The 26656-nt window shown below is 67.3% G+C and carries 22 protein-coding genes and 2 tRNA genes; 10 read left to right on the top strand and 14 right to left on the bottom strand.

Going from position 1 to position 26656, the window contains the following annotated elements; genetic code table 11:
• Positions 1–16: 16 nt before the first annotated feature.
• The 10 genes from AB0H61_RS32635 to argS form a co-directional block, all read right to left on the bottom strand.
• Entirely contained in the window at positions 17–682 is a 666-nt protein-coding gene (locus AB0H61_RS32635; protein WP_357311594.1) for an L-threonylcarbamoyladenylate synthase, read from the bottom strand.
• A 130-nt stretch (positions 683–812) separates the two neighbouring features.
• Complete coding sequence (gene prmC / locus AB0H61_RS32630) at positions 813–1685, bottom strand: peptide chain release factor N(5)-glutamine methyltransferase (RefSeq protein WP_357311593.1); 873 nt, start codon at positions 1683–1685, stop codon at positions 813–815.
• A 161-nt stretch (positions 1686–1846) separates the two neighbouring features.
• Complete coding sequence (prfA, locus tag AB0H61_RS32625) at positions 1847–2917, bottom strand: peptide chain release factor 1 (RefSeq protein ID WP_357311592.1); 1071 nt, start codon at positions 2915–2917, stop codon at positions 1847–1849.
• 99 nt (positions 2918–3016) lie between these two features.
• Entirely contained in the window at positions 3017–3247 is a 231-nt protein-coding gene (gene rpmE, locus AB0H61_RS32620; protein ID WP_039796334.1) for a 50S ribosomal protein L31, read from the bottom strand.
• A 626-nt stretch (positions 3248–3873) separates the two neighbouring features.
• Positions 3874–5880, bottom strand: a complete 2007-nt coding sequence (gene rho / locus AB0H61_RS32615) for a transcription termination factor Rho (protein ID WP_357311591.1) — start codon at positions 5878–5880, stop codon at positions 3874–3876.
• 386 nt (positions 5881–6266) lie between these two features.
• On the bottom strand, positions 6267–7223 hold the full coding sequence (gene thrB / locus AB0H61_RS32610) for a homoserine kinase (protein ID WP_357311590.1): 957 nt from the start codon (positions 7221–7223) through the stop codon (positions 6267–6269).
• Between the two features lie 25 nt (positions 7224–7248).
• Positions 7249–8361 (bottom strand): threonine synthase, encoded by a 1113-nt coding sequence (gene thrC, locus AB0H61_RS32605; protein ID WP_357311589.1) that lies wholly within the window; start codon positions 8359–8361, stop codon positions 7249–7251.
• Positions 8358–9713: a homoserine dehydrogenase gene (locus tag AB0H61_RS32600; protein ID WP_357311588.1), complete on the bottom strand. Its 1356-nt coding sequence runs from the start codon at positions 9711–9713 to the stop codon at positions 8358–8360. The genes thrC and AB0H61_RS32600 overlap by 4 nt, the downstream gene beginning before the upstream one ends.
• A gap of 40 nt (positions 9714–9753) precedes the next feature.
• Positions 9754–11175 carry a diaminopimelate decarboxylase gene (gene lysA, locus AB0H61_RS32595; RefSeq protein ID WP_357311587.1) on the bottom strand — a complete coding sequence of 474 codons (1422 nt, stop codon included), beginning with the start codon at positions 11173–11175 and terminating at the stop codon, positions 9754–9756.
• A gap of 67 nt (positions 11176–11242) precedes the next feature.
• Positions 11243–12901 carry an arginine--tRNA ligase gene (gene argS, locus AB0H61_RS32590; protein WP_357311586.1) on the bottom strand — a complete coding sequence of 553 codons (1659 nt, stop codon included), beginning with the start codon at positions 12899–12901 and terminating at the stop codon, positions 11243–11245.
• A 93-nt stretch (positions 12902–12994) separates the two neighbouring features.
• Here argS and AB0H61_RS32585 point away from each other — a divergent pair, with 93 nt between their 5' ends.
• The 3 genes from AB0H61_RS32585 (at position 12995) to AB0H61_RS32575 (ending at position 15009) form a co-directional block, all read left to right on the top strand.
• On the top strand, positions 12995–13915 hold the full coding sequence (locus AB0H61_RS32585; protein WP_357311585.1) for a DUF3105 domain-containing protein: 921 nt from the start codon (positions 12995–12997) through the stop codon (positions 13913–13915).
• 225 nt (positions 13916–14140) lie between these two features.
• On the top strand, positions 14141–14815 hold the full coding sequence (locus AB0H61_RS32580) for a DUF305 domain-containing protein (protein ID WP_357311611.1): 675 nt from the start codon (positions 14141–14143) through the stop codon (positions 14813–14815).
• A gap of 121 nt (positions 14816–14936) precedes the next feature.
• Positions 14937–15009 (top strand) — tRNA-Arg (locus tag AB0H61_RS32575).
• Between the two features lie 492 nt (positions 15010–15501).
• On the opposite strand, the gene AB0H61_RS32570 is transcribed toward AB0H61_RS32575, so the two are convergent.
• Together AB0H61_RS32570 and AB0H61_RS32565 are read right to left on the bottom strand one after the other, a co-directional pair.
• A complete protein-coding gene (locus AB0H61_RS32570) occupies positions 15502–16251 on the bottom strand; it encodes a nucleotidyl transferase AbiEii/AbiGii toxin family protein (RefSeq protein ID WP_357311584.1) in 750 nt (249 codons plus the stop codon).
• Positions 16248–16889 carry a type IV toxin-antitoxin system AbiEi family antitoxin gene (locus AB0H61_RS32565; RefSeq protein WP_357311583.1) on the bottom strand — a complete coding sequence of 214 codons (642 nt, stop codon included), beginning with the start codon at positions 16887–16889 and terminating at the stop codon, positions 16248–16250. The genes AB0H61_RS32570 and AB0H61_RS32565 overlap by 4 nt, the downstream gene beginning before the upstream one ends.
• A 1096-nt stretch (positions 16890–17985) precedes the next feature.
• On the opposite strand from AB0H61_RS32565, the gene AB0H61_RS32560 reads away from it, so the two are divergent.
• On the top strand, positions 17986–18732 hold the full coding sequence (locus AB0H61_RS32560; protein WP_357311582.1) for a hypothetical protein: 747 nt from the start codon (positions 17986–17988) through the stop codon (positions 18730–18732).
• A gap of 43 nt (positions 18733–18775) precedes the next feature.
• Here AB0H61_RS32560 and AB0H61_RS32555 read toward each other — a convergent pair whose 3' ends face one another.
• Positions 18776–19114: a prealbumin-like fold domain-containing protein gene (locus tag AB0H61_RS32555; RefSeq protein ID WP_357311581.1), complete on the bottom strand. Its 339-nt coding sequence runs from the start codon at positions 19112–19114 to the stop codon at positions 18776–18778.
• A 184-nt stretch (positions 19115–19298) separates the two neighbouring features.
• On the opposite strand from AB0H61_RS32555, the gene AB0H61_RS32550 reads away from it, so the two are divergent.
• From AB0H61_RS32550 to AB0H61_RS32535, 4 genes are all read left to right on the top strand, one after another.
• On the top strand, positions 19299–20714 hold the full coding sequence (locus AB0H61_RS32550) for a metallophosphoesterase (RefSeq protein WP_357311580.1): 1416 nt from the start codon (positions 19299–19301) through the stop codon (positions 20712–20714).
• 180 nt (positions 20715–20894) lie between these two features.
• Positions 20895–21914, top strand: coding sequence for an iron ABC transporter substrate-binding protein (locus AB0H61_RS32545; RefSeq protein ID WP_357311579.1), 1020 nt, complete (start codon positions 20895–20897; stop codon positions 21912–21914).
• Between the two features lie 2 nt (positions 21915–21916).
• A complete protein-coding gene (locus tag AB0H61_RS32540) occupies positions 21917–23470 on the top strand; it encodes an iron ABC transporter permease (RefSeq protein WP_357311578.1) in 1554 nt (517 codons plus the stop codon).
• Positions 23467–24543, top strand: coding sequence for an ABC transporter ATP-binding protein (locus AB0H61_RS32535; protein ID WP_357311577.1), 1077 nt, complete (start codon positions 23467–23469; stop codon positions 24541–24543). Before AB0H61_RS32540 ends, AB0H61_RS32535 begins: the two co-directional genes overlap by 4 nt.
• 71 nt (positions 24544–24614) lie before the next feature.
• Here AB0H61_RS32535 and AB0H61_RS32530 read toward each other — a convergent pair.
• A tRNA-Cys gene (locus AB0H61_RS32530) sits at positions 24615–24686 on the bottom strand.
• Between the two features lie 207 nt (positions 24687–24893).
• Here AB0H61_RS32530 and AB0H61_RS32525 point away from each other — a divergent pair.
• Together AB0H61_RS32525 and AB0H61_RS32520 are read left to right on the top strand one after the other, a co-directional pair.
• Positions 24894–25442 (top strand): MarR family transcriptional regulator, encoded by a 549-nt coding sequence (locus AB0H61_RS32525; protein WP_357311576.1) that lies wholly within the window; start codon positions 24894–24896, stop codon positions 25440–25442.
• 120 nt (positions 25443–25562) lie between these two features.
• Positions 25563–26630, top strand: coding sequence for a hypothetical protein (locus AB0H61_RS32520; protein WP_357311575.1), 1068 nt, complete (start codon positions 25563–25565; stop codon positions 26628–26630).
• Positions 26631–26656: the final 26 nt, after the last annotated feature.

Below are 26656 nucleotides of genomic sequence, written 5' to 3'. Positions count from 1 at the left end.
ATGGGCAGGCCTGCGCTCACCGGGGAGAGGCACTGGTCAGCTCGTCCGGCGCCATCCCGAGTACCTCGGCGATCTCGGCCACCGCGACCGCGCCCGTGCGCAGAACGCGCGGCTGATCCGAGGTGAGATCCACGATGGTGGAGGCGACGGCGTGTTCGGCTCGTCCGCCGTCCAGATACACCCCGACCAGATCGCCCAGCTGATCGCGAGCCTCCGCCGCGGTCTTGGCGGGTGACTGCCCGGACACATTGGCGCTCGACACCGCGAGCGGGCCGACCTCTTGCAGCAGTTCCAGCGCGACGGGGTGCAGCGGCATCCGCAGCATCACCGTGCCCCGGGTATCACCGAGATCCCAAGCGAGCGAAGGCGCCTGCTGCACAACAAGACTCAGTGCTCCCGGCCAGAAGGCCCGGATCAGCTCACGGGCCTGCGGGCGGACCGAGAACACCAGTCCGTCGATGGTGTGCCAGGACCCGACCAGCACCGGCACCGGCATATCCCGCCCGCGGCGCTTGGCGGCCAGCAGCGAACTCACCGCCGAGGAATCGAAGGCGTCGGCGGCCAGGCCGTACAACGTGTCGGTAGGCATCACCACCAATCGCCCGGATTTCAGGGCGCTGGTCGCTGCGGTCAGTCCGGCGGCGCGCGAGTCGGGATCCGCGCAGTCGTAGACGGTACTCACGGCCCCCATCCTGTCACGCCCGCCCGCCTCCCCGAGACTTCGGGCCGGACTGAGTGCCGCGAAAGTGGTGCAGGCGAGACGGCGGCCGCGTTTTCGACGATGGCCGCAGTGATTCGATAACGGCGTCGCGTCAGGCGCGCACCGCGGCGACGAAACGGGGTTTGCCCGCGAGATCGGGATGTTCGACGATATCGGTGAAATCGCCCTGCTTGGACAGCAGTGCGGCGAGTTCCGAACCGTTCGTATCGTCGTGCTCGATGGCGGTGGCCCCGGCGGGACGCAGCAGGCGGGCGATGGTGGGAATCATGTCGCGGATGACATCGAGACCGTCCGGGCCGCCGAAAAGTGCGAGAGGCGGATCGTAATCGGCGACTTCGGGATCGAGGACCGCGTCGGCGGGAATGTAGGGCGGATTCGAAACGACCAGGTCGACGCGGCCGTTCAGATCGGTGAGCAGAGTCGGGTCTGTGGCGTCGTCGGCGTACAGCGTAATCGCGGTGTCGCCATCGGCGATGCGGTCGTCGGCATTACGGCGGGCCCATTGCAAAGCCGCCGGGTCGAGTTCGACGGCGTGCACCTGGGCGTCTGGGCGGGCATGCGCGATGGCCAGGGCCAAGGCGCCCGAGCCGGTGCACAGATCGACGACAACCGGCTCGTGATCGTGCGGCAGCGTCTCCAGATACGCCAGCGACCACGCGAAGAGCAGTTCGGTTTCCGGACGTGGAATGAATACGCCGGGGCCGACGGCGAGATCGATCTCCCCCATCGCCACGACCCCGGTGAGGTGCTGGAGCGGGATGCGCTGCGCGCGGCGCGCCACCAACGCGCGATAGTCCTCCAGCACGGCGGGCTCGACCAGCGGCACCAGCGCCAATCTGGTCCGCTCGATCCCCAGTACATGCGCCGCGAGTTGCTCGGCGTCGGTGCGTGGACTGTGCACGCCCGCCGCCTGCAATACCTCGGCGGCCTCGTTGACAGCAGGACGCAGCGCGACTCGTGTCATCAGCCGAACCCCGCCTTTCTCCCTCGCGTCGAACATCACATACCGGTGCCCGGGCCGCTCACCCGTGCGCCCCCAGCCTCACTGTGCCCGATTCCCCCCGGCACCATTACATACTTGCTGGAATTGCCACCCGACGCTGCCGTCGAGGAACTCGGAGCTGATTATTCGGCGGCCATGCGGGCTTCGCGGTCGGCCTTGCCCAGCGCGTCGAGCAAGGCGTCCATATCGCCGTCGAGTACCGCGTCCAGATTGTGGGCCTTGAAGCCGATGCGGTGGTCGGCGATGCGATTCTCCGGGAAGTTGTACGTCCGGATGCGCTCGGAGCGGTCCACGGTGCGGATCTGGCTGGCGCGACCGGCGGCGGCCTCCTGATCTGCCTGCTCCTCCGCGAGCGCCTGCAACCGGGCCGCGAGCACCTGCATGGCGCGGGCCTTGTTCTGTAGCTGCGAGCGCTCGTTCTGGCAGGTCACCACGATGCCGGAGGGCAGGTGGGTGATGCGAACGGCGGAGTCGGTGGTGTTGACGCCCTGTCCGCCCTTGCCGGAGGAACGGTAGACGTCGATGCGCAGATCGGATTCGTCGATCTGCACCTCCTCCACCTCGTCGGGCTGGGGGTAGATCAGCACGCCCGCCGCGGACGTGTGGATGCGGCCCTGCGATTCGGTGACCGGCACCCGCTGCACCCGGTGCACGCCACCCTCGAACTTCAGGCGCGACCAGACGCCGTCGCGGGCCGCGTCGCGACTCTTGATGGAGAGCGTCGCATCCTTGTATCCGCCCAGGTCGGACACGGTGACACCGAGGATCTCGACCTTCCAACCGTGCCGCTCGGCATACCGCACATACATGCGGGCCAGGTCGGAGGCGAACAGCGCGGACTCCTCGCCACCCTCGCCGGACTTCACCTCGAGCACGACATCGTCGCCGTCGTGCGGGTCGCGCGGGGCCAGCAGGTCGGCCAGGGTCTGCTCCAGCTCGTCGACCTGGCTTTCCAGATCGGGGATCTCGGCGGCGAACGCCGGATCGTCATCCGCCAGTTCCTGGGCGGCGGCGAGATCGTCGTGTGCGACCTTGAGCTTGTTGTAGGTGGCCATGATCGGGGCGAGTTCGGCGAAACGCTTACCTACCCGGCGGGCCGCACCCGGATCGTTGTGCAGCGCCGGATCGGCCAGCTGCGTCTCCAGACCCGCATGCTCGGCCAGAATGTCGTCGATCGCGGACGGCTGCGTCATGGTGGTGCTTCCTTCTCTCATTTCGTCGTCCCGGCGCGGGACCCGTACAAATGCACCGACGCCCGGTCTGCGGAGCAGAACCGGGCGTCGGCGAGGAAGCTACTTGGCGTCGGCCTTCTTACCGGCACGCTTGCCGTAGCGGGCCTCGAAGCGGGCCACACGGCCACCAGTGTCGAGGATCTTCTGCTTGCCGGTGTAGAACGGGTGGCACTGCGAGCAGACCTCGACGGTGATGTGTCCGGACTCCTTGGTGCTGCGAGTCTGGAAGGTATTGCCACAACCACAGACGACGGTGGTGTCGACGTAGGTCGGGTGGATTCCTGCCTTCATGGGTGTCCTCTCGATATTGGTCGCCGGGTCGCCCACGAGGGAGCGTGAACCGGAACCGACTAGGCGGGATTGTCTGCGCATCAGGCACAGACGCACAGCGGTTCAGTATGCCAGAACCGCCCGTACGCACCCAAAACGCCCCCGACTCCAGGTTTGTTCCCCACCTAGGTAGTCCCCGGTTTCGTTGCCCATTGAACTTCCCGCACGCGTCAAACGTGGTCTTACAGGACTCTTAATTCGGGTAGTCCGCTACTCAGGAACACGAACACCCTTGTTCATAGAGTTTGAAGCCTGGATGCACATCGGCGTGCCGAGACAGAAAGGAGAACCCTATGAGCAGCCGAGTCGCCTTGGCGGTCTTGGTTCTATTGTTTCTCACTGTCGCGGTGGGCTGGTTGGCCGCGCCGGATACTGCCGAGCGCGCGGCGCCCTACGGAACGGCCGAAACGGTCGCCTACTCCGAAGGCACATCAACCGACTCGGCCGACGGCGTGACCGCCACCGCGGTCATCCTCGGGTTCATGGTCGCGGGCGCGGCCGCGATCGGCCTATTCTTCTTCGCCCCGAACACGCCGAAGGGGCCACGCGTGCGCGTAGCCCCTTCGACGGCAAAACGGTCTGTACTGCTATTCGTCCAGCGCACCCGGCGCGGTCTTGCTGACCTGCATCAGGAACTCGAGGTTGTTCTTGGACTTCTTCAGGCGGTCGATCAACAGGTCGATCGCCTGGTGCGAATCCAGCCCGGACAGCACACGACGCAGCTTGTGCAGCACCGCGGCCTCGTCGGGGCTCAGCAGTAGCTCGTCCTTGCGGGTACCGGACGGGTTGACGTCCACCGCCGGGAACACACGCCGCTCCGCGATCTTGCGGTCCAGCTTGAGCTCGGCGTTACCGGTGCCCTTGAACTCCTCGAAGATCACCGTGTCACCGGTCGAACCGGTTTCCACCATCGCGGTGGCGATGATCGTCAGCGAGCCGCCGTTCTCGATATTGCGCGCCGCGCCGAGGAACCGCTTGGGCGGGTACAGCGCGGTCGAGTCGACACCACCGGAGAGGATGCGACCCGAGGCGGGCGAGGAGTTGTTGTACGCGCGGCCCAATCGGGTGATCGAGTCGAGCAGCACCACAACGTCCTTACCCATTTCCACCAGGCGCTTGGCGCGCTCGATGGCGAGTTCGGCGACCGAGGTGTGATCCGACGGCGGGCGGTCGAAGGTCGAGGCGATGACCTCGCCCTTCACCGAACGCTGCATGTCGGTGACCTCTTCCGGACGTTCGTCGACCAGCACCACCATGAGGTAGACCTCGGGGTTGTTGGTCGCGATCGCGTTGGCGATGTCCTGCATGATCGTCGTCTTACCGGCCTTCGGCGGCGACACGATCAGCGCGCGCTGACCCTTACCGATCGGCATGATCAGATCGATGACCCGGGTGGTCAGCTTGTTCTGCTGGGTCTCCAGGCGCAGCCGCTGGTTCGGGTAGAGCGGGGTCAGCTTGCTGAACTCGGGGCGCCGCTTGGCCGCCTCGACGTCACCGCCGTTGACGGTGTCCAGGCGCACCAGCGGATCGAACTTCTGCCGCTGGTTGCTCTGCTCGCCGTCACGCGGGGCACGCACCGCACCGGTGATCGCGTCACCGCGGCGCAGGCCGTTCTTGCGGACCAAGTTCATCGACACGTACACGTCGTTCGGTCCGGCCAGGTAACCCGAGGTGCGGACGAAGGCGTAGTTGTCCAGCACGTCGAGGATGCCCGCGACCGGCTGCAATACGTCGTCCTCGCGGATCTCGAGCTCGCGGGCCTCGCCGCCCGCGCCGCCCTCGCGGTCGCGACCGCGACGGCGTTCCCGGAACCGGCGTCCCCGCCGACCGCGACCGCCCTCTTCGTCGTCGCCACCGCGGCTGTCGCCGCCACGCGTATCACCACCGCGGCTGCCCGCACCATTGCCGTTCTGGTTGCGTTCACCGCCCTGGCCACGCTCACCCTGGCCACGCTCGCGGCGACGCTCGCCCTGCTCGGCATCCTGCTTCGGCTCGTCACCACGCGGCTCGGCCGCGGCGGATTCGCCGCCGCCGGATCGCGCCTGGTCACGGCCGCGACGCTGCCGACCACGGCCCCGCTGACCCGACTCACGGCCGGATTCCTCGGAGGTCTCCGCGGACGCGGTGGACTCGGCCTGCGCCGACTCGACCGGAGCGGACTTCGACGGCGCGGCGTCGGCGGTCTTGGCCGCCTCCGCTTTCGCCGGAGCGGCTTCCTTGACCGGAGCGGCTTCCTTCGCCGGGGCAGCTTCCTTCGCCGGAGCGGCTTCCTTGGCGGGCGGCGTCACATCGAGGGTCGCCTGCTCGCCCTTCGCCTCGCCGCGCGCGGGCTTTTCCGCCTTCGCCGGCTTTCCGGCCTGATTCTCCTTGATGGCGGCGATCAAATCGCCTTTGCGCATTCCGGAGGTGCCTCGGATACCGAGTTCCCCCGCGAGCGCGCGCAACTGCGGCAACAACATTCCAGTCAGCCCCGATCGTGCGACGTCGGTTTGTTCGCTCATCTTCGAAATCTGTCCGGAGTCACTTTCGCGGCCACCCGAGTTACTCGGGTTGGATTCCACCCCGGGGGTCGCGAGCAGGTCCGTATCTGTCACGGAAATCCTTTCCTTCCCTCGATTGCCGTGTGCTGTTTCGAGGGTTCGTTCCGCAGTCCGGACACTGTGCCGGACTCGGATGCCGTATATCACCTGCCCCGCCGGACCGGCGGCTTCGCCACCGGCTGTGAAAGGTGCGAGAGATCATTCCAGTTGCGCAGCTACGCAGCACCCCCATGGCCTGGAGGCTCGAGCCTGGAGCCTGCTGGAGCGATTGCCCTGATGAAGCACCGGCGTCTGATGCGCACGATGTACGGACTTGCTCAGGATAGCTGGCAACTGTGAACCTCGGCAAGGCAGACTCGCCGTCGCGCTGCGAGCGACGGGCCCGGAGGCGGTAGCGGGAGCGTAACCACACAGGACACCGAGAGCGCCGCCCATCAAAATCAGACGACCTGGACGCCCTCGGCGAGTCCCGGCTCGACCACTCGGAGCCCGTCGGCCGCCGCGAGTTCGCGGAGTTCCGCGGGGAATTCGCTGGTACCGAGGGCCAGAATGGTCGGCCCCGCGCCCGATACGGTGGCCGCGATGCCCGCGGCCCGCAGCCGGGCGATCCACGCCGTGGTCAGCGGCAACGCGGGGGCACGCTGGGTCTGGTGCAGCTTGTCGCAGGTCGCGGGCAGCAACAGATCGGGGCGCTGGGTCAGCGCGACGACCGCAAGAGCGGCGCGGCTGACGTTGAACGCCGCATCGCCGTGTGGCACGGTCTCGGGCAGTAGACCGCGGGTATGCGCGGTGGACGAGCGCACCTCGGGAATCAGCACCACGGGCCGCAGTGTCGGATGCGGATCCAGCCGCACGGCGCGGTAGATGCGACCGTGGTCGGGCACCTCGGCGCGATCGGCGCCCGCGTCAGCGGCGGTTTCGGTCCACGACACGACGATTCCACCGAGCACGCTGGCGGCGGCATTGTCCGGGTGGCCCTCGAATTCCGAGGCCAGCTGCACCAATTGGTCGGTGCCGACGGCCAGCGCGGGGTCCAGTTCGGCCGCCAGAGCACAGCCCGCGGCGAGCCCGCCCACCACCGCGGAGGCCGAAGAGCCGAGCCCGCGCGAGTGCGGAATCACGTTGCGGCACACCACATCGAGGCCGTCGGCCCAGACACCTGCGGCCTCCAGGCCGCGTTCGATCGCACGCACGACGAGATGCGAAGGGCCCCAGGGCACGTCGTCGGCGCCCTCACCCTCCACCCGGATCGTCAGACCGGATTCGGTGGTGCGCACCTCGATCTCGTCGTAGATGCCCAGTGCCATTCCGAGCGAATCGAATCCGGGGCCCAGATTGGCGGTGGACGCGGGCACCCGCGCGGTCACGGAAAGACCGGCGGGCAGCGTCTTCGACATCAACTGACTGTCGCGCGAATTCAACTCAGGCCAGCTCGAGTTCAGCGGCGACCGCGACCGGGTCGACCGGAATCGCTTGCACCTGCGGCATTCCCATCAGGGCGGTATCCGGATCCTTGAGGCCGTTGCCGGTGACGGTGCATACGACGGTCAGGCCGGAGTCCAGCCAGCCCTCCTTGCGCGCCGCGAGCACACCGGCGACGCTGGCCGCCGAAGCGGGCTCGACGAAAACACCCTCGGTGGCGGCGACCAGGCGGTACGCCTCCAGGATCTCCGCGTCGGTGGCCGCGCGGAAGGCGCCGCCGGACTGCTCCTTGGCCTCCATCGCACCATTCCAGGACGCCGGAGCGCCGATTCGGATGGCGGTCGCGATGGTCTCCGGATTCGGCACCGGTGCACCGTGGACCAGTGGCGCCGCTCCCGCGGCCTGCACGCCGAGCATGCGCGGCAGACCGCCGGTGATGCCGTCGGCGTAGTACTCGCGGTAGCCACGCCAGTACGCGGTGATGTTGCCCGCATTGCCCACCGGTAGCGCGTGCACATCGGGCGCCTTGCCGAGCACATCGCAGATTTCGAACGAGGCGGTCTTCTGGCCCTCGATGCGGGCCGGATTCACCGAATTAACCAGGCCGACGCTGGGGAAATCCGAGGTGACCTTGCGGGCGAGCTCGAGACAGTCGTCGAAGTTGCCGTCCACCTGGATGATCTTGGCACCGAGGATGACCGCCTGGGCCAGTTTGCCCATCGCGATCTTGCCCTGCGGGATCAGCACCGCGCAGTGCATACCCGCGCGGGTCGCGTAGGCGGCGGCCGAGGCCGAGGTGTTGCCGGTGGAGGCGCAGAGCACCGCCTTCTGGCCGCGGTACTTGGCGTCGGTCATCGCCATGGTCATGCCGCGGTCCTTGAAGGAACCGGTCGGATTCGCGCCTTCGACCTTGAGGTACACCTCACATCCGGTCAGCTCCGACAGGTGAGGCGCGGGCACCAGCGGGGTGCCGCCCTCGAACAGGGTGACCGGTTCCCAGTCGGCCGCGCCCTCCAGACGATCACGGTAGGCCGCGATCAAACCGGGCCAGCGCGAGTGCACCCCGCCCTGCGGCGCGACGCCCGCCGTCTGTCGTCCCCTGGTCGTACTCATTCTTCGGTGCCTTCCAATCTCAAAACGCTGGTCACGGAGGTTACAGACGCCATCTCCGCCAGGGCGGCGACGGTGTCCGCGAGCGCCGACTCCACCGCGTGGTGGGTGACAACGACCAGGCGCGCACCTTCCCCGTGCCCTTCCTGACGGACGGTGGAGATGCTGACCCCGTGCTTGGCGAATTCGCCCGCCACCTTTGCCAGGACCCCGGGGACATCTTCGACCTGCAGGTTCACGTGGTAGCGGGTGGGCGTATCGCCGATCGGCGCGATCGGTAGCTCAGCATAAACCGATTCGCCCGGAGCGCGGCCACCGAAGAACTTGTTGCGGGCCGCCATCACCAGATCGCCGAGCACCGCGGACGCGGTCGGGGCGCCGCCCGCGCCCTGCCCGTAGAACATCAGGCGACCGGCGTTGTCCGCCTCGACGACCACCGCGTTGAAGGCGCCGCTGACCGCCGCCAGCGGATGCTTGCGCGGGATGAGCGCCGGATAGACGCGCACCGAGACGCGCTCCTTACCGCCTTCTTCGGGCGTCGGTTCGCCCGGACCGGCCGGAACCCGCTCGCAGATGGCGAGCAGTTTGACGGTGCAGTCCACCGCGGAGGCGGTCTCCAGATCCTCGGCGCTGATCTTCGAGATGCCCTCGCGGTACACATCGGCGGCGGTGACCCGGGTGTGGAAGGCCAGCGAGGCCAGGATCGCGGCCTTGGCCGCGGCGTCGTAGCCCTCGACGTCGGCGGTCGGGTCGGCCTCCGCGTAACCGAGGCGGGTGGCCTCGGCCAACGTGTCCGAGTAGTCGGCGCCGGTCTCGTCCATCGCGGACAGGATGAAGTTGGTGGTGCCGTTGACGATGCCGACCACACGGTTCACCCGATCGCCGGACAACGACTGGATCAGCGGGCGCACGACGGGGATCGCACCGGCGACGGCGGCCTCGAAGTACAGATCGGCGCGGTTGCGTTCGGCCGCCGCGGCCAGCTCGCCGGTGTAGTCGGCGAGCAGGGCCTTATTCGCGGTCACCACGGATTTGCCCGCATTCAGCGCGGCGAGGATGAGGCGGCGGGCCGGATCGATTCCGCCGATGACCTCGACCACCAGGTCGACATCGTCGCGGTCCACCAGCGCGTCGGCGTCGGTGGTCAGCAGTTCGGCGGGCAGTCCGCGGTCCTTGTCCAGGCTGCGCACGGCGACACCGCGCAGCACCACCGGCGCACCGACCCGCGAGCGCAGGTCGTCGGCGTGATCCCGCAGAATTCGCACGACCTCCGTGCCGACATTGCCCATACCCAGGACGGCGACACCGATCGGGCGATCCGTTCCCCAAGTACCGTTCTTGGCCACTTCGGTCATGATTGTTTTACCTCCGTGTTCACGTGGGGATTCCGCACGCTCATCCCTCGACCTCCAGGCTGAGCAGATCCGCCACCGTTTCCCGGCGCAGGATCAGCCGCGGCACTCCGTCGCGGACGGCGACGACCGCCGGACGGGTCAGCTGGTTGTAGCGGCTGGACATCGAGTAGCAGTACGCGCCGGTGGCAGCGACCGCGACCAGATCGCCCGGGCCGACATCGGCGGGCATCCAGGTGTCGCGAATAACGATATCGCCACTCTCGCAATGCTTTCCAACGACGCGCGCGACGACCGCCTGCGCCTCGGAGGAACGCGAGACCAGACGGCAGTCGTAGTCGGCCTGGTACAGCGCCGGACGAATGTTGTCGCTCATGCCGCCGTCCACGCTGATGTAGCGGCGGCGCAGGCCACCGTCGAGCGAGACGTCCTTTGTGGTGCCGACCTCGTACAGGGTCACGGTGCCCGGGCCCGCGATGGCGCGTCCCGGCTCCACCGCGATTTTCGGCGTCGGCAGCCCCGCATGCCCGGCCTCGATCTCGACCAGACCACGCAGCTTGGCGGCGAACTCGTCCAGCGGCGGCGGATCGTCATTCGGAAGGTACGAAATACCAAGTCCGCCACCGAGATCCAGCGTCGCGATCTGGGCGGTCCGCTCGGCTCCGAATTTGTCTACGGCATCGCGCAGCAGGCCGAGCATGCGCCGCGCCGCGATCTCGAAACCGTCGATCTCGAAGATCTGCGAACCGATGTGGCTGTGCAGACCGACCAGGCGCAGGTTGTTCGCCTCGAAGACCCGGGCCAGCGCCTCCATGGCGTCGCCGCCGGCGATCGAGAAGCCGAACTTCTGATCCTCGTGCGCGGTCGAAATGTATTCGTGGGTATGGGCTTCCACGCCGACAGTGACCCGGACCAGCACATCCTGCACCACGCCCGCGCGGCCCGCGACGGCCTCCAGCCGCTCGATCTCGATCAGCGAGTCGACCACCACGTGCCCGACGCCCGCGGCCACCGCGGCCTCCAGCTCGGTCACCGATTTGTTGTTGCCGTGCAACGCGATTCGCTCCGCGGGGAAGTCCGCGTGCAGTGCGACGGCCAGCTCGCCGCCGGAGCAGACGTCCAGCGAAAGACCTTCGTCCCGGATCCAGCGGGCGATCTCACCGCACAGGAAGGCCTTGGAGGCGTAGTGCACCCGGGCGCTCGAACCGAAGGCCCGCACCATATCGCGGCAGCGCGAACGGAAGTCGTCCTCGTCGACTACGAACAGCGGGGTGCCGAACTGCGCGGCGAGGTCGTGCACCGGCACGCCCGCCAGCTGAACCACGCCGTCGGCGTCGCGGGAAGCATTGCGCGGCCACACGTTCGCGGGCAGATCGATCATCTGCGCGGGATCGGTGGGCCGCTCCGGGAGATTCGGGGCGTGCGGGATTTCGGCGTGCCGGGGACCGGCCGGATGCGCGCTCACAGTTCTTCCTTCCATACCGCCGCGAGACCGGCGTTCTCCGTGGTCACCGGTCCCCCGGCTAGGTCGTTCACATCCGCTCCGGCGCGCTCACACCGAGCAGGCCGAGGCCGTTGGCCAATACCTGCCGGGTCGCCTTGACCAGCTCGAGCCGGGCGGAGTTGAGGGGTGTGACGGGCTCGTCGCCCCTGGGCAGCACCCGCATGTCGTCGTCGGACTGGAAGGGGTGGTACGCCCCGGCCAACTCCTCCAGGTAGCGGACGACACGGTGCGGTTCGCGCATTTCGGCCGCGGTCGCGACGACCCGGGGGTACTCGCCGAGGGTGCGGATCAGATCACCCTCGCGATCGGAGCTCATCAGACCGAAATCCGGTGCGACCGAAGCGAAATCGAACGCGGCGGCATTGTCGATGATACGGCAGGTGCGGGCGTGCGCGTACTGCACGTAGTAGATGGGGTTCTCGTTGTTCTGCTTGGTCCACAGATCCAGGTCGATATCGATGCTGGAGTTCACCGAGGACCGCACCAACGAGTAACGGGCCGCGTCGACGCCGATGGCCTCGACCAGATCGTCCAGGGTCACCACCGTGCCCGCGCGCTTGCTCATGCGCACGGCCGCACCGTCTTTCACCAGATTCACCATCTGGCCGATGAGCACCTCGACGGTGTCGGGGTTGTCACCGAATGCGGCCGCGGCGGCCTTCAATCGGCCGATGTAGCCGTGGTGGTCGGCCCCGAGCATGTAGATGCACAGGTCGAAGCCGCGCGAGCGCTTGTTCTGGAAGTAGGCGATATCACCCGCGATGTAGGCGGAGGTGCCGTCACTCTTGATGACGACGCGATCCTTGTCATCGCCGTATTCGGTGCTGGCGATCCACCAGGCGCCGTCCTTCTCGTACAGATTGCCCGACGCCTTCAGTTCTTCGACGGCCTTCTCGACCGCGCCGGAGGCGAACAGCGAGCTCTCGTTGAAGTAGACGTCGAAATCGGTGCCGAAGTCGTGCAGGGTCTGCTTGATGTGGGCGAACATCAGCTCGACGCCCTCGCGGCGGAACAGCTCGTGCCGCTGCCGCTCGGGCAGGCCCACCGCATCCGGATGCTGCGCGACGATGGTGTCCGCGATCTCGTTGATGTAGGAGCCGGCGTACCCGTCCTCCGGGGTCGGCGCACCGGACGCGGCGGCCACCAAGGAATTGGCGAAACGATCGATCTGCGCACCGTTGTCGTTGAAGTAGTACTCGCGGGTGACGGCGGCGCCCTGCGCGGCCAGAATCCGGCCCAGTGCGTCACCCACCGAGGCCCAGCGGGTGCCGCCGAGGTGGATCGGGCCGGTCGGATTCGCGGAGACGAACTCGAGGTTGATCTTCGTACCGGAAAGAGTCTCGGCGGTGCCGTAGGCGGTGCCCGCCACCAGCACGTTCTGCAGGATCACGCCCTGCGCGGCGGCGGCCAGCCGGATATTCAGGAAGCCGGGACCGGCGACCTCGGCGGAGGCCACACCGTCGACCGCGCCGAGCGCCTCGGCCAGCCAGCCGGCCAACTCACGTGGATTCGCTCCGGCCTTCTTACCGACCTGAAGGGCCACATTCGTGGCATAGTCACCGTGGTCCGGATTGCGGGGACGCTCTACATTGACCTCGTCGGGCAGGACCTCCGGGTCCAGTCCACGTTCGACAAGCACCTTCGCGGCGGTTGCGCGGAGGAGATCTGCAAGGTCAGCTGGAGTCACGAGTCTCTATCCTATGGTCTGGGCAGGTGAACACCTTCGGGCGGGCACCACGCAGCACATCGGAATCATCACGTCGAGAGAGCACAACGAGCGATGCCGAGTAATAAAAGCGCCTCGAAGTCGGCCAAGGCCGTCCGAGCCGCAGGGAAGGCCTCGCCTTCCCTCAGAAAAGGCGGCGGCGGCAAGAGCCAACTTCCGGGGAAGCGCCAGATCCCGTGGCTGGCCATCGGCGCGGCCGTGGTAATCATCGCATTGATCGGTGCACTGGCCTACAGCCTGGTCCCGAAGTACCGCGAACAGGCCGAACTCGACAAGTACACGCCGAGCGCGCAGAAGAAGGACCCGTCCGATGAAATCGCGGGCGTGGTGAAGATGGACTACGCCAAGGGCGCGGGTAAGCACGTCGACCCGACCCAGCGGGTGGCCTATGACCAGACCCCGGCCTTCGGCGGCCCGCACGATCAGGCGTGGGCGGCGTGCACCGGGGTGGTCTACAGCAAGCCGATCCGCACCGAGAATGCCGTGCACTCGCTGGAGCACGGCGCGGTCTGGATCACCTACAACCCCGACAAGGTGGACGCTGCGGGCATCGACACGCTGAAGAAGAAGGTCGAGGGCAAGCAGTACACGCTGATGTCGCCCTACCCCGGCCTCGACAAGCCGATCTCGCTGCAATCCTGGGGTCACCAGCTGAAGCTGGACAGCCCGGACGACAAGCGGATCAACCAGTTCCTCACCGCGCTGCGGCAGAACCCGTACGCCTACCCCGAGGTCGGCGCGGACTGCTCGAACCCGTACTTCGACCGGGAAAACCCGTCGCCGTTCGACCCGACCCCGCCCGGACCCGGTGCGGTGCCGATGGACGGCACCGGCATCGCGACCGACCAGGCCGAGCTGAACGGTGGCGGGCTCGGCGGCATCCCGGGTGTGCCGAGCATTCCGGGCGTGCCCGGACTGCCGACCGGATCGATGCCCCAGCCGCAGCAGCCCGCGCAGCCGACGGGCAGTCAGTAGATGGGGTCTGCGACTCCGTCGTCGGGTCCGGATTCGCGTGAGTCCGGACCCGATGCGCCCGCGGCTGTCGGCGAGCCCGGTGCCGCGGGGGGTGCCGCAGAGCCCGCCGCCGCGGAAACCGACACCGCCGGAGCCAGTGCCGCAACGGACGTCGATGCCGCAGAATCCGCTGCTTCGGGCGCGCACGCCGATGAGGAAGGCGACGACGCCGATACCGGATTCGGCGTGCAGGTGCGTCGCCAGGGCACCGCACTGCTCATCCTCGGCGCGATCGGGGCCATCCTGATCGGTTTCGCCATCGGCACCCTGGCCCGCATCCCGCTCGATGGCGCTACCGAGCCCGATCCGGGGACCGTCGACATCGGGTTCACCCAGGACATGTCCGCGCATCACGCCCAGGCCGTCGAAATGGCGGGGATCGCGCTGCTGCGCTCCACCGACACCGACGTCCGCAGGCTCGCCTACGACATCATGACCACCCAGCAGGCCCAGGTCGGCCGCATGCAGGGCTGGTTGCAGCTGTGGAGCAAGCCCGCGCAGAGCGTCGACGGCTATATGGGCTGGATGGCCGAACAGCCCACCGGCGGCCACAACCACGGCGGGCCGAGCCCGGATCACACCATGCCCGGCCCGATGGCGACCATGCCCGGTATGGCCACCGCCGCCGAACTCGCCGCCCTGCGCCAGGCCGCCCCCACCGAACTCGACCCGATGTTCCTGCAGCTCATGCTGCGCCATCACCAAGGCGGCCTCTCGATGATCGAATATGCCGCCCAGCACGCCGAAACCACCGCGGTGCGCACCCTCGCCGAAACCATGGCCGCGACCCAGCAGAACGAATCCGAACTCATCACCAGCCTCCTCGCGGCCCGCGGTCGCACCCCTCTGCCCCTCAACTGACGGACCGGGCCGGAACCAAATCCCCCGGCCCGACCCACTTTTTGGCGGACAGCATCCGATGCGATACGCTTTCCCCGCCCGATCGGACGGCCGCACCCGGCCCCCGACCGAGAACTATCCCGCCCTCGTAGCTCAGGGGATAGAGCGTCTGCCTCCGGAGCAGAAGGCCGCAGGTTCGAATCCTGCCGAGGGCACCGAAGACAAAGGCTCCGACCGACGGTTTCACGGTCGGAGCCTTTGTCGTTTTCCCGGCTCAGCTCACAACCTCACCGCCACAGTCAACTCATCGCGACGCAGAAGACTTCTTCACCGGCAAGTTGTCGCCAAATACCGGTGCTGTTCCAAGCCGACTGCTCGGCCCCCAAACGACGTTAGAGCACCAACCACGCCGATGACAGCGACGGGACTGTTGGACGCTGATCGATTGCGGGCAGTTGCGTAGGGCGATGTGACTCGGAGCTCAGCGAACGATCGGCCGCAGCTCGTCGGCCGTGGCCATTGATCGGGCCATTGCACCGTCAATCCATGAGGGAGGCCTCTCCTCCGTCGGCCAATGCCGCCACGGCGATCGGGAGCGCGACAGACCGTAGGGCGTTCAAATCCGCCTTGTCCCCATGACTACAGGCTATGGATTGCTCTCCCCTCGACGCACGAGTCTTGTTCCAGATGCTTGTCGAATGCACCGGTCATTCCACAACTCGCGCCCAGGCATCTCGAACCGCGGCCAGCGCAGTCTCAGCCGTAATCACCAGCCGGGTCTGCCCGGCCAGCTGTGTATTCCAGTCGTCTTGGCTCGGTGCACGATCGAATAATTGCGGGCTGGGGAACCGGTTTGTCGGACCGTATCTCCTGTACAACACTCCCGCAGCACCGTCGATCGCACCGATGTCGTTCAGCGCCCAAAGGTCCCAGAGGTCGCGTGATGCGCGCCGGTTGTGCCATGTCGCGGTCTTCCCTGCAACGAAGGCCGGCAAAGTGGGCACGAACAGCTCGGCTGGCGGCACGTCGCTGTATCGCTGCTCGAGACCGCGGAGTTCGGTCGGCCACACCGTTCGGCCGCGTCCCGACAGCAACTGGATCTTGACGGACACACCGGACGCGGAGCGGAGGTTGGCGACTTCCGTGTCCGAGACATTGCTCAGCGACGGCGCCCATTCCAGCCGACCGTACCTCCGCGCGACGGATCGCGGCAAAGCTGCGTCGAGTTCGGCTGCCAGTACCGTTCGGTTGTCCAACGCAACCAGATCGATGTCTTCACTGAGCCTGCCGCTTACCAGATGCGTACGGGCAAGAGCAGTTCCGCCGATGAAGTGCAACCGGTCACCGAACCCTCGGCTAATTACCGCCAGCAGATGGGAGATCAGATGGTCGCGCTCGACCTGCTCCGGGGAAACTCCGAATTGAATTGCGACACTGTCACGTTCGTCGATGCTCATGCTCCGGCCCAACTTTCCACACGTCGAAGCGCCACACCCAGACGCTGATCATTAGCGAGCTGTATGAGTCTCGCCGAATCACTCCGGCGGTAGAGCGTCTCGATCGCTGAACGAACCTCCGTCTCGGCATTGCCCAGCTCCGGGCGCCGGGCAAGATCGAGCACGGTCTGTTCCGGAGTAGTGACCAGCGTTGGCCCCAGTGAAGTTTCGATACGCTCGGCGTCGAGAGCGTCGGTATCTCGGCGGACGAACCGAACCCGTGCCGAACGGTCGGTCAGTGCGATCGGCCGATGCTGACTCGGAACCGCGACAACCGCAGTCGCCAACGCACGAGGTACGGCTCCCAGCATGCGGGCCGCGCTAATGCCCATGACGACGATCTGATCCGCCCCGTAAATCGATGACGCGATACCTGCGGCCGCGGCCTCGAGACCGGGCAGCCAGGTCCGGCCGATGTAGTCCGGTGGGACGATGATGTAGTAGCCGTGAGCGACTCGGTGCAGCACTCCCCGATCAACGAGCCGCGCGATCTCGGGCCGCGGTTGGGCGTAGATGTCGGCCAAGTCCTGCGGCCGCACGGTTCGAAGCGGCGCCCGCCAGAGCTCACTGGGCAGCAGTGTGGTGCGACGCTCGGCCACCAGCACCACCTCCCGGCACTATGCATATAGTTGGCCATTACCCAACGAAATGCATACTACCGTATAACTGGCCACCGCCTCGTCTGCCATTCGGATTTGTCGCCGGCCTGCGGTTGCCAACGGACACTGTGCGATCGGCAGCGCTCAGACCGGGTATACCTCCGCGATGACCAGGCGTTTCCGGTTGCCCATGTTTTGTGTGCCCTGCCGAGGGCACGTGCCGACGCCGAGCCCGATCCATCGGCAGCCGCTCGGCCAATGTTCACCGTGAAATCCACACCGGACCAACGCAATCCGCCGCTCTCGATACGCCGGAGCCGCGGCAGCGCGAGGAACTACAGGTGTGCAGTTGGTGTGGATTGCCGCTCGGATGATCGACCTAGATCTGCGGTAGTTCGAAGTGCGCGAAGTCGTACGAAATGAACTTCGGTCGCCCCCGACGGAGGTATTGCGGTCACATGCCAACAAAAGGCCTCTACTGGAAGAACCGGTCAGGTCGTCGCGATCCAGTCGCGTGCGGCACTCCGAAGAGGTGCGAGGTTGACAGTGTGCAGTTGTGAACTGTCAACTATCATCGAGTGCGTCACGTGAGTGACACCGAGCGGGTGGGACGCCGCGCCTACGACGCCCCACCCTGGTGGGTTTAGCTAGCCCCCCAGACTCGGAGGATCACCATGAGCGCCCCGGCGATCACGGCAGCAATCGCAATGCTGATGCCGTAATCGACCGGGGCCTTGCTCTTTGTCCGGCGATGTTTCGCCATCTCCCACCACCTCCTCCCTCGGTGCGGCGCGGACCGGATCAGCTTCCACACCGCCCCTGAGCTGGAGGTGCGCCCAGCCTACTCGAGAGGGGCGACCGGAACGGCAAGAACCGCAAGCCCTTCCAGATTCCAGCGCCGTGTGCGTGGACCTCCCGCCGACGCGCGACCGATCTGGACATCAAGGGTCTTGCACCTGCGACACCTCCGCTGGCGTGTAGGGCTTCGGCTCAGTGATCTTGCCTCTGTCGACGAGGCCCGCGCCGTGGTCACCCTGGCAGCACGAGATCTGTGGTTCGACACCCGAGTGGGAGGTAGCGCCTCTACGATCGCGGAGTGAGCGCGCCCGAGATGGTTCTCGAGTACGTCGATACCTTGAAGTGGCCGGCGATCATCGCGGTGGTTGTCGTTATGTTCCGAGCGAATATCGCAAAGCTGATCGACCGGACTCGGTCGGTCAAGGGGAAGGTCGGGCCCACCGAACTGGAGATCGGGATCACCGAACTGGTCGATGGTCTTCAGGTCCTTCCAGGAAAACCCCTCACCGGGTCGGTCCTTCGTGCGGAATATATGTCCGAGCACGAACACACTGTTCCCGTCAGCGGGGAGACCACAGCGCCAGAACGAGTCCCTCGCCCGGAGCCAGGGGTGCGATGGGCGGCTTCGCTGGCACCCCTACCACGCAATCACGTCCGCCACGCGGTGAGATACCTGCATATGTTTGCCGATGGTTCAGTTGTCACCCCGCTGACGATGATCAAGGATCCGGCCGCGGCGTTGTATCAGAGCAGTCAGACCTTGCACAAGTTCGTGAAGGACCTCATGCCGCCGAATGCCGGGGATTTATGGCCGGAAACACCGCAGCGGCTCGTGCGAAGCTACCAGCGATTGGGTGATCTGGAGAAGCAAGCCCGGGAGAGCGCGGAGAGCGTAACACCAATGGCCGCACACGAATTCAACAAAGCCGCGAAGCTGTGGGCGCGAGAGTACGCCGAGTTCGTCGAGAACGCGCTGCGGCGTGCGGAGGAGTTGGCGCAACCAGCACCCGAGGGGCCGGACACTGTGCCGACATTCGAGAAGTAGACCTTGCGGGAGGCGGATAAGCCGCCAAGTATTGGAAAAACGTTCAGGCGCAACGGAATTGATAGCGCGGCGTCACGGTGATGCCGGGGAGGACCGTAACCTGGGTGTAGGCCTCACCGTCGAGCATGCAGCCGGACGGCACCGAGGTGACCTGGAGCTGATAGCAGCCGGGGGCGAGGTTGGTGGTAGCGGTGCCGTCCACGCCGGTGGTCAGGGTCGCGAGCACCGGTCCCGCCACGCAGGTGGTGACGCCCACCTCGACCCCGGTGACCGGGAGTTGGTCCGAGCCGGTGACCGCGGACACGGTGATGGATTCGGGCGCCTGGGCGCTCGCGGCACCTCCGGCCAGACCAGCGGCGCACGCGGCGCCGACTATCGACATCGAAAGCACTATCCCGCGCATCCGCGCATCCCTCGTTCGATCGCAGAGAATGCCGTCCATCCCTCGCCGCCAATGTAGTCGCACGTAGACGGCGCACGGGGAAGGCGCGGGCTCCGTGGGAGGCGAGCTCGCAACCGGAGGCGGCGTGAACCGGTCCGCGCCGTGCTGCCGGTACGCTCGCCGCATGACGTGCTGCGGACCGTCCCGCCGGACCCTGCTGGGCGCCCTCGGGCTGGCCGCGCTGACGCCGGTTGCCGGTCTGCCGCGGACGGGTTCCGCGCGCGCCCAAGGGAATCCGCTCATCGCCACCGATCTCGAAGTGGTGACGGTCACCGATCGATCGGTCATCCTGACGTGGACGACGGTGACACCCAACCCCGCCGGACGCCTGGTGCCGGTGCCCGCGGGCGGCGAGGTCCGGCTCGGACCAGCCGACTCCTCGCTCGCCCCGCCGCCGCGTTACGCCGATGCCGGACCCACCCCGTTCCACTATGCGGAGATCGATAGCCTGGAACCGGGCCGCCGCTATCGGTTCGAGGCGTGGTCCGACGGCGTGCGCGCGACCCCGGCGCTGAACCTCACCACGCTGACCCCCGGATCTCCGGAAACCACCGGCGAATTCACCACGCTGGTCCCGCCGCCCGGCCGTCGGCTGCGCACCCTCGCCCTCGCCAATGACGTGCACTACGGCGAAACGGTGAGCGGTTTGGTGCTCGGCGAATTCCCGCCGGGATTCCGTCAGCTTCCCGAGCTGCCGCCATATCCGGAGGTGATGCTCGCCGCGCTCCTTGACGACCTGCGCACACCCGACCGCGATGCGGAGCGGCTGCTGCTCGCGGGCGATCTCACCAACGAGGCGGCACCGCAGGAGTCGCGCGCGGTGCGCACCCGGCTCGACGCCTGGGGCACACTCGGCCGCGACTACCTGGTGGTGCGCGGCAACCACGACCGCCCGCACACCGGGGCCGACTATCGCGCGTGCCTGCCCGCCCCCGCCGACCACTACGATTGCTGGGGTGAGGTTTTCACCCCGCGCCAGCAGCTGATCGAGCACGGGGTCGGCGGTCTGCGGGTAATCGGCCTGGACACCAGCGAACTCGATACCGCAGGGGGGCGCATCGAACGCCCGCAATTCGACCATCTCACCGAGTTGCTGCGCGCCGATCCGGACCGTCCGACGCTGATATTCAGCCATCACCCGGTGACCAGCGAATCCGGTCTCACCAATACCGCGGGACCCGGTTTCGTGCTGAACGGCCCCGACAGCGCCGCACTACAGGCCCTCTACGCCCGCTCCCCGGGCGTCTTCCTGCACCACGCGGGGCACACCCACCGCACACGGCGCACCCGACCGGACGTGGATTGCGCCGTGGAGTTCCTGGAAGTGGCCTCGGTCAAGGAATATCCGGGCGGCTACTGCCTGCTGCGACTGTACGAGGGCGGGTACATGGTGAATTTCTACAAGACTCGCAGCGCGGCCGCGCGCCAATGGAGTGCGACCACCCGGGGCGAATACTTCGGGCTGCTGCCCGATTACACACTCGGCGTGCATGCCGATCGCAATCATGTTGTGCTACGGGATTTCTCCGGCCTTTCCTGATCCGCGCCGGAGACCTTCCGGTGTCCCGGGCGCTGGCGCTCGCGCCGGTGCCGGACCGATATCATCCGCGCACGTCGTACGGGGTATCTTCCTTAGGTAAGCCTCAACATAGGCGCGCCGGAGGATCCCCGATCCACCCGTGTCGAGGGATAGCTTCACAGGCGGTGGAAGGACCATGAGATGGCAGTCAGGTGGAAGGCGATATCCGGTGCGCTGGCGGTCACGATCGCGGCTCTCGGCGTTACGGCATGCTCGAATTCCAGCGACGACGCCAACGAGATCACCGTCTATAACGCCCAGCACGAATCGCTGACCAAGGAATGGGCGGAGGCGTTCACCAAGGAGACCGGCATCAAGGTGACGCTGCGCCAGGGCGGTGATACGGCGCTGGGCAATCAGCTCGTCGCCGAGGGGGCCGCCTCCCCCGCGGATGTCTTCCTGACCGAGAACTCCCCCGCCATGGCGCTGGTGGAGAATGCCGGACTATTCGCCGACGTCGATCCTCAGACCCTCGCGCAGGTGCCCGCGCAGTACCGGCCGTCCACCGGCAAGTGGACCGGGGTCGCCGCCCGCTCAACGGTTTTCGTCTACAACAAGGACCGGATCGCGGCGGATCAGCTGCCCGCCTCGCTGCTGGATCTGGCGCAGCCGCAGTGGAAGGGCCGCTGGGGCGCTGGTGTCTCCGGCGCCGACTTCCAGGCCATCGTGGCCGGTCTGCTGGCGCTGAAAGGTGAGGATGTCACCCGCGCCTGGCTGAAGGGTATGAAGGACAACGCGACCGCGTTCCCGAACAACGTGGCCACCATGAAGGCGGTCAATTCGGGCAGCCCCGACGGCGGCGTCATCTACCACTACTACTGGTATCGCGACCAGGCCAATACCAAGGAGAGCAGCGGCAATACCGCGCTGCACTACTTCAAGAACCAGGACCCGGGCGCCTTCGTCAGCATTTCCGGTGGCGGCGTGCTGAAGTCGAGCAAGAAGCAGGAGTCCGCGCAGAAGTTCCTGGCCTTCATCGTCGGTAAGGCCGGGCAGCAGGTGCTGCGCGACGGCACCTCGATGGAGTATCCGGTTGCCAGTGACGTCGCGGCCAATAAGGCGCTGCCGCCCCTGGCCGACCTACAGGCCCCGGCCATCGACCCGAGCAAGCTGGATTCCAAGAAGGTCACCCAGTTGATGACCGACGCGGGCCTGCTCTGACGATGGCCGTCCGGACACTGATTGCCGCACCCCGGGTCGGTCGACCCGGGCCGCTCGTCACGATCGTCGCCCTGCTTCTGGTGGCGGCGACCTGCGTGCCGCTGGGCTACATCGTGTCCACACTCTTCTCGACCGGACTGCACGAGGCCGCCGACTTGGTTTTCCGGCCGCGGGTCGGTGATCTGCTGAAGAACACCGCCGGACTGGTGATGCTCACCGTGCCGATCTGTGTGGTGCTCGGCGTCGGGCTGGCCTGGGTGGTCGAGCGCACGAACGTTCCCGGCGCGGCCTGGTGGGGTCCGGTCTTCGTGGCCCCATTGGCGGTGCCCGCCTTCGTGAACAGCTACGGCTGGGTCAGTGTCTTTCCCACCATGCACGGGCTGTGGGCGGGCGTACTCATTTCGACAATGTCGTATTTCCCGCTGGTCTATCTGCCCGCGGCGGCCACCCTGCGCCGACTCGACCCGGCGGTGGAGGAGTCGGCACGCGCGCTCGGCTCGGGGCCGCTGGCGGTGTTCGGGCGCATTGTGCTGCCGCAGCTGCGGCTGGCGATTCTCGGTGGCGGACTGCTCATTTCGCTGCATCTGCTGGCCGAATACGGCGCATTCGTCATGATCCGCTTCGATACCTTCACCACCGCCATCTTCGAGCAGTACCAGTCGAGTTTCGCCGGGCCCGCGGGCAGCATGCTGGCCGGGGTGCTGGTGCTGTGCTGTCTGGCGCTGCTCGGCCTGGAGGCGGCCGCTCGGGGTAGGTCGCGCTACGCGAGGATCGGCAGTGGGGCACCGCGCGCCGCCACTCGGGCGCACCTGGGGCCGAGCGCTGTCGCGGTGCTGGCCGCTCTGGTCGCGGTGAGCGTCGGCGCGCTGGGTGTGCCGCTGTGGACCATCGTGCGCTGGCTGCGCATCGGCGGCGCGGGGGTGTGGGATTTCACCGAGATCGGCGAGGCGCTCGGGCAGACCGTCGTCCTGGCCGCGCTGGCGGCGCTGATCACCACGCTCTGCGCCTTCCCGGTCGCCTGGATCGCGGTCCGCTCGACCTCGGCCTTCGCCCGAATCGTGGAGGGCGCCAACTACATCACCAGTTCGCTGCCCGGAATTGTGATCGCGCTGGCGATGGTGACGGTGACCATCCGCTGGGCCCCGCCGCTCTACCAGACGGTCACCATGGTGCTGGCCGCGTACGTGCTGATGTTCCTGCCGCGGGCGTTGGTGAGCGTGCGATCCGGGTTGGCACAGGTACCGATCGGATTGGAGGAGGTCTCGCGCTCCCTCGGAAGATCCGGGCCCGCCACCTTCTTCCGGGTGACGCTACGGCTCACCGCGCCCGCCGCCGCGGCCGCGGGTGCGCTGGTCTTCGTCGCCGTCGCGACCGAGCTGACCGCGACACTGCTGTTGGCGCCCACCGGAACTCGCACGCTGGCCATGCGATTCTGGTCGCTGTCGGGCGAATTGGATTACGCCGCGGCGGCGCCGTACGCCCTGATCATGATCGTCGCCGCCGTTCCGGTGACCTATCTGCTGTTCACGCAATCCAGGAAGGCGGCCGGAGTATGAGCAGACTTGTCGTCTCCGATGTTTCGAAGACATTCGGACACACCCTGGTGCTCAGCGGGATCACCCTCGAGGTGCCGAACGGCACCTCGACCGCGGTGGTCGGCTCGTCCGGCTGCGGGAAGACCACCTTGCTTCGGGTGATCGCCGGATTCGAGTCCCCGGACGCGGGTTCGGTGTCGATCGGCGCGGAAACGGTGACCCGGGAGCGTTTCTCGGTGCCGCCGCAGCGCCGCAATATCGGGTACGTCGCCCAGGACGGCGCACTCTTCCCGCATCTCACGGTCGGCCAGAACATCGCCTACGGACTGGGCCGCGGCATCTGCGGCGCAGTCCGTCGTTCCGGCCCGGGGCGGCACCGGGTGGGCGAATTGCTGGAGATGGTCTCGCTCGACCCGTCCTGTGCCGACCGCCGCCCGCACGAGCTGTCCGGCGGGCAGCAGCAGCGAGTCGCGCTGGCCCGCGCCCTCGCCCGCAAACCCGATGTGATGCTGCTGGACGAACCGTTCAGCGCGCTCGACGCCGGACTGCGGGTGACGACCCGGCAGGCGGTCGCCGACACCCTGCGCGAGGCGGGTATGACGAGCATTCTGGTCACCCACGATCAAGAGGAGGCGCTCTGCTTCGCCGAGCAGGTCGCGGTGATGCGGCAGGGCAGGTTCACTCAGGTCGGCGCGCCGGAACAGGTATACGCGGCGCCCACCGATCTGTTCACCGCCCGCTTCCTCGGCGACTGCGTGCTGCTGGACGCGGTGGTCGACGCCGACGTGGCCAAGTCCGCGCTGGGCCGGGTACCGGTCCAGCGGTCCGCGCCGACCGGCCCGGTGACCATCATGATGCGCCCGGAACAGCTTGTCGCCCACGTGGTCTCGGAGAGCGATCCGGGCAGCGGGGTGGTCCGCGAGGTGGAGTTCCGCGGCGCCGACGTCATGCTCACCATCGCCCTCGACGGTGAGGCCGAGCCGGTGCGGGTGCGCCGCGCCAGCGTCGCCGCACCGAGCCGCGGCGATCGGGTCCGGCTCGATGTGCTCGGCGCCGCTGTGGCCTTCGACGCGGATTCGCGTCGCGAGAAGTAAAAGCGGGCCCGGCTCGACGGTGGCGTTTCGTCGAGCCGGGCGCCGCGGCAGCGCACCCTTTGCCTGCCTCGAGCGAGCGGCGGGAATTGAACCCGCGTAAACGGCTTTGCAGACCGTTGCCTCAACCACTCAGCCACACCCGCCTCACCATCGAGAATGCCGTGCCGGTAGGCGCGAGCCAATACTTGCGCTCACGATGATCCGAAAGGCGACACCTGATTTCGCAAGCGCATCGGTCACGTACCGGGTACGGGCTGACCGGCCCACCACCTCGCCGACGGTCGCCGACGCGACAATCGCCGCACCCTTGCCTGGCCTGAATACGCGGAGAGGCGGATAAGCTCGAGCTCATGTCTCGGCCACGCCCACTCCCGCTCGACCCGATCGAGGAGGCCCACCGTCAGTGGGTCGGCCACGGCTGGGGCGAGGTCGCCGACGGCATGGCGGCGGTTACCTCGCTGGTGCGGGCTCAGCAAATCGTGATGGCGCGGGTCGACGAGGCGCTGAAACCGACCGGGCTGACGTTCTCCCGGTACGAACTGCTCATGTTGCTGAGCTTCAGCAAGACCGGCGCGCTACCCATGGCCAAGGCCAGCGCTCGATTGCAGGTGCATCCGACCAGCGTCACCAATACCGTCGATCGGCTGGAGGCGGCGCAGTTGGTCGAGCGGGTGCCGCATCCCAGTGATCGTCGCGCGACCTTGATCGAAATCACCGATGCTGGAAGGGAATTGGTCACCCGGGCAACCCAGGAGCTGAACGCCAAGGTCTTCGCGAGGCCCGGTCTGCCGCCGGACCGATTGCAGACGTTGCTGCAGCTGCTCTCGGAGTTCCGCCATGCCGCAGGCGACTTCGACACCGGGGCGGGCGCGGCCGTGTGGTCGGCTCGGGAAGGCTAGTCCAGAAACCGGACCGGTCAGTTCATTACGTTGCCGAATCGGACACCCGGTAACGTTCCGGCATCCAACTAGCGAATTACCCGCGCCGTTATCTTGGCAGCGGCCGGGAAAAGGTCCACCATGGAGTCCATGGTGCTGGTCCTCGGGGTGTCGGCGGGCGCTGGTGGCGCGCGCGCAGTGCTGACGCATTCCGATCAGCCGCATCTACCCCCGATCGATCACTGCGAGATTCCACGCCGCGCGGGCGGCGGAGTCGAGGAGCCGGTCTTCGAGGCGATTCGCCAGATGCGCCGCTCAGCGGACCGCCGCGGCGAACTCGTCACCGGTGCCGCTGTCACCTGCCGCTGCCCATTGCACGCCGATTCGATCCGGGCGAGCGCGGGCGACAAACCACTCACCCTCGTCGACGAACCGCTGGCCCAGCTTCGGTACCTGCGTTTCACCGGACAGCTGCCCGACAGCGGCTCGGTCATCCTCTACGACCTCGGCGCCTCCGGCCTGACCATCACCCACGCCGACTGTCGGACCAACGCCGTACTGTCCAGCAAACGCAGCACCGTCCTCAGCGGCGACGGCTACGACGCACTGCTGCGCTGGCAATTGGCCCGCGGCGGCGTGCTCACCGACAACCGCACCAGCCGCAGGCACCGCGAAGCACTGAGCAGCGCCCGGGTGATCACCGCGATGGACGACACTTCCGGTGGCCGCGCCGTGATCACCCGCAGTGACCTCGCCGAGTTGTGTTCCGCGGGTATCCATCACTCGGCCTCGTTCGTCCGCCAGCTCATCGTGGAATCCGGTATCCGGCCGCAGGGCCTGGTCCTGCTCGGCGGCTGCACCCGCAACCCGAGCGTCCGTGCGGAACTCGCGGAGCTGATAGATCTGCCCGTCATCTACGACCCGGAACCGGAGTATGTCTCGGCGCGCGGCGCGGTACTGCTGGCCGCGCAACGCCGTACCGGCGATGTCCGGATGGCGCGCCTGCGCGCCGGCGCCACACTGCCCGGCGCCATGACGCCCGCGACGGTGGGCCGCCGAAAAGTCATCGCCGCGGTGGCGGTCACGGTGGCACTCGGCGCGACGATCGCCGGACTGCTCGCCATGGAAAGGAATTCGGCGCGTACCCCGGAAGGGGGCATCGCGCCGACTCAGATCGAGGTCGGAACACCACCGCTGTCCAGCAATTGATTCCGCACTCCCCGCCCCGCGGCCGG

This window comes from Nocardia sp. NPDC050710, from assembly GCF_040654375.1.
Taxonomy (GTDB): domain Bacteria; phylum Actinomycetota; class Actinomycetes; order Mycobacteriales; family Mycobacteriaceae; genus Nocardia.
The sequence above is the reverse complement of the archived record's forward strand: the minus strand, read 5'-3'. Positions and strand labels throughout refer to the sequence as shown.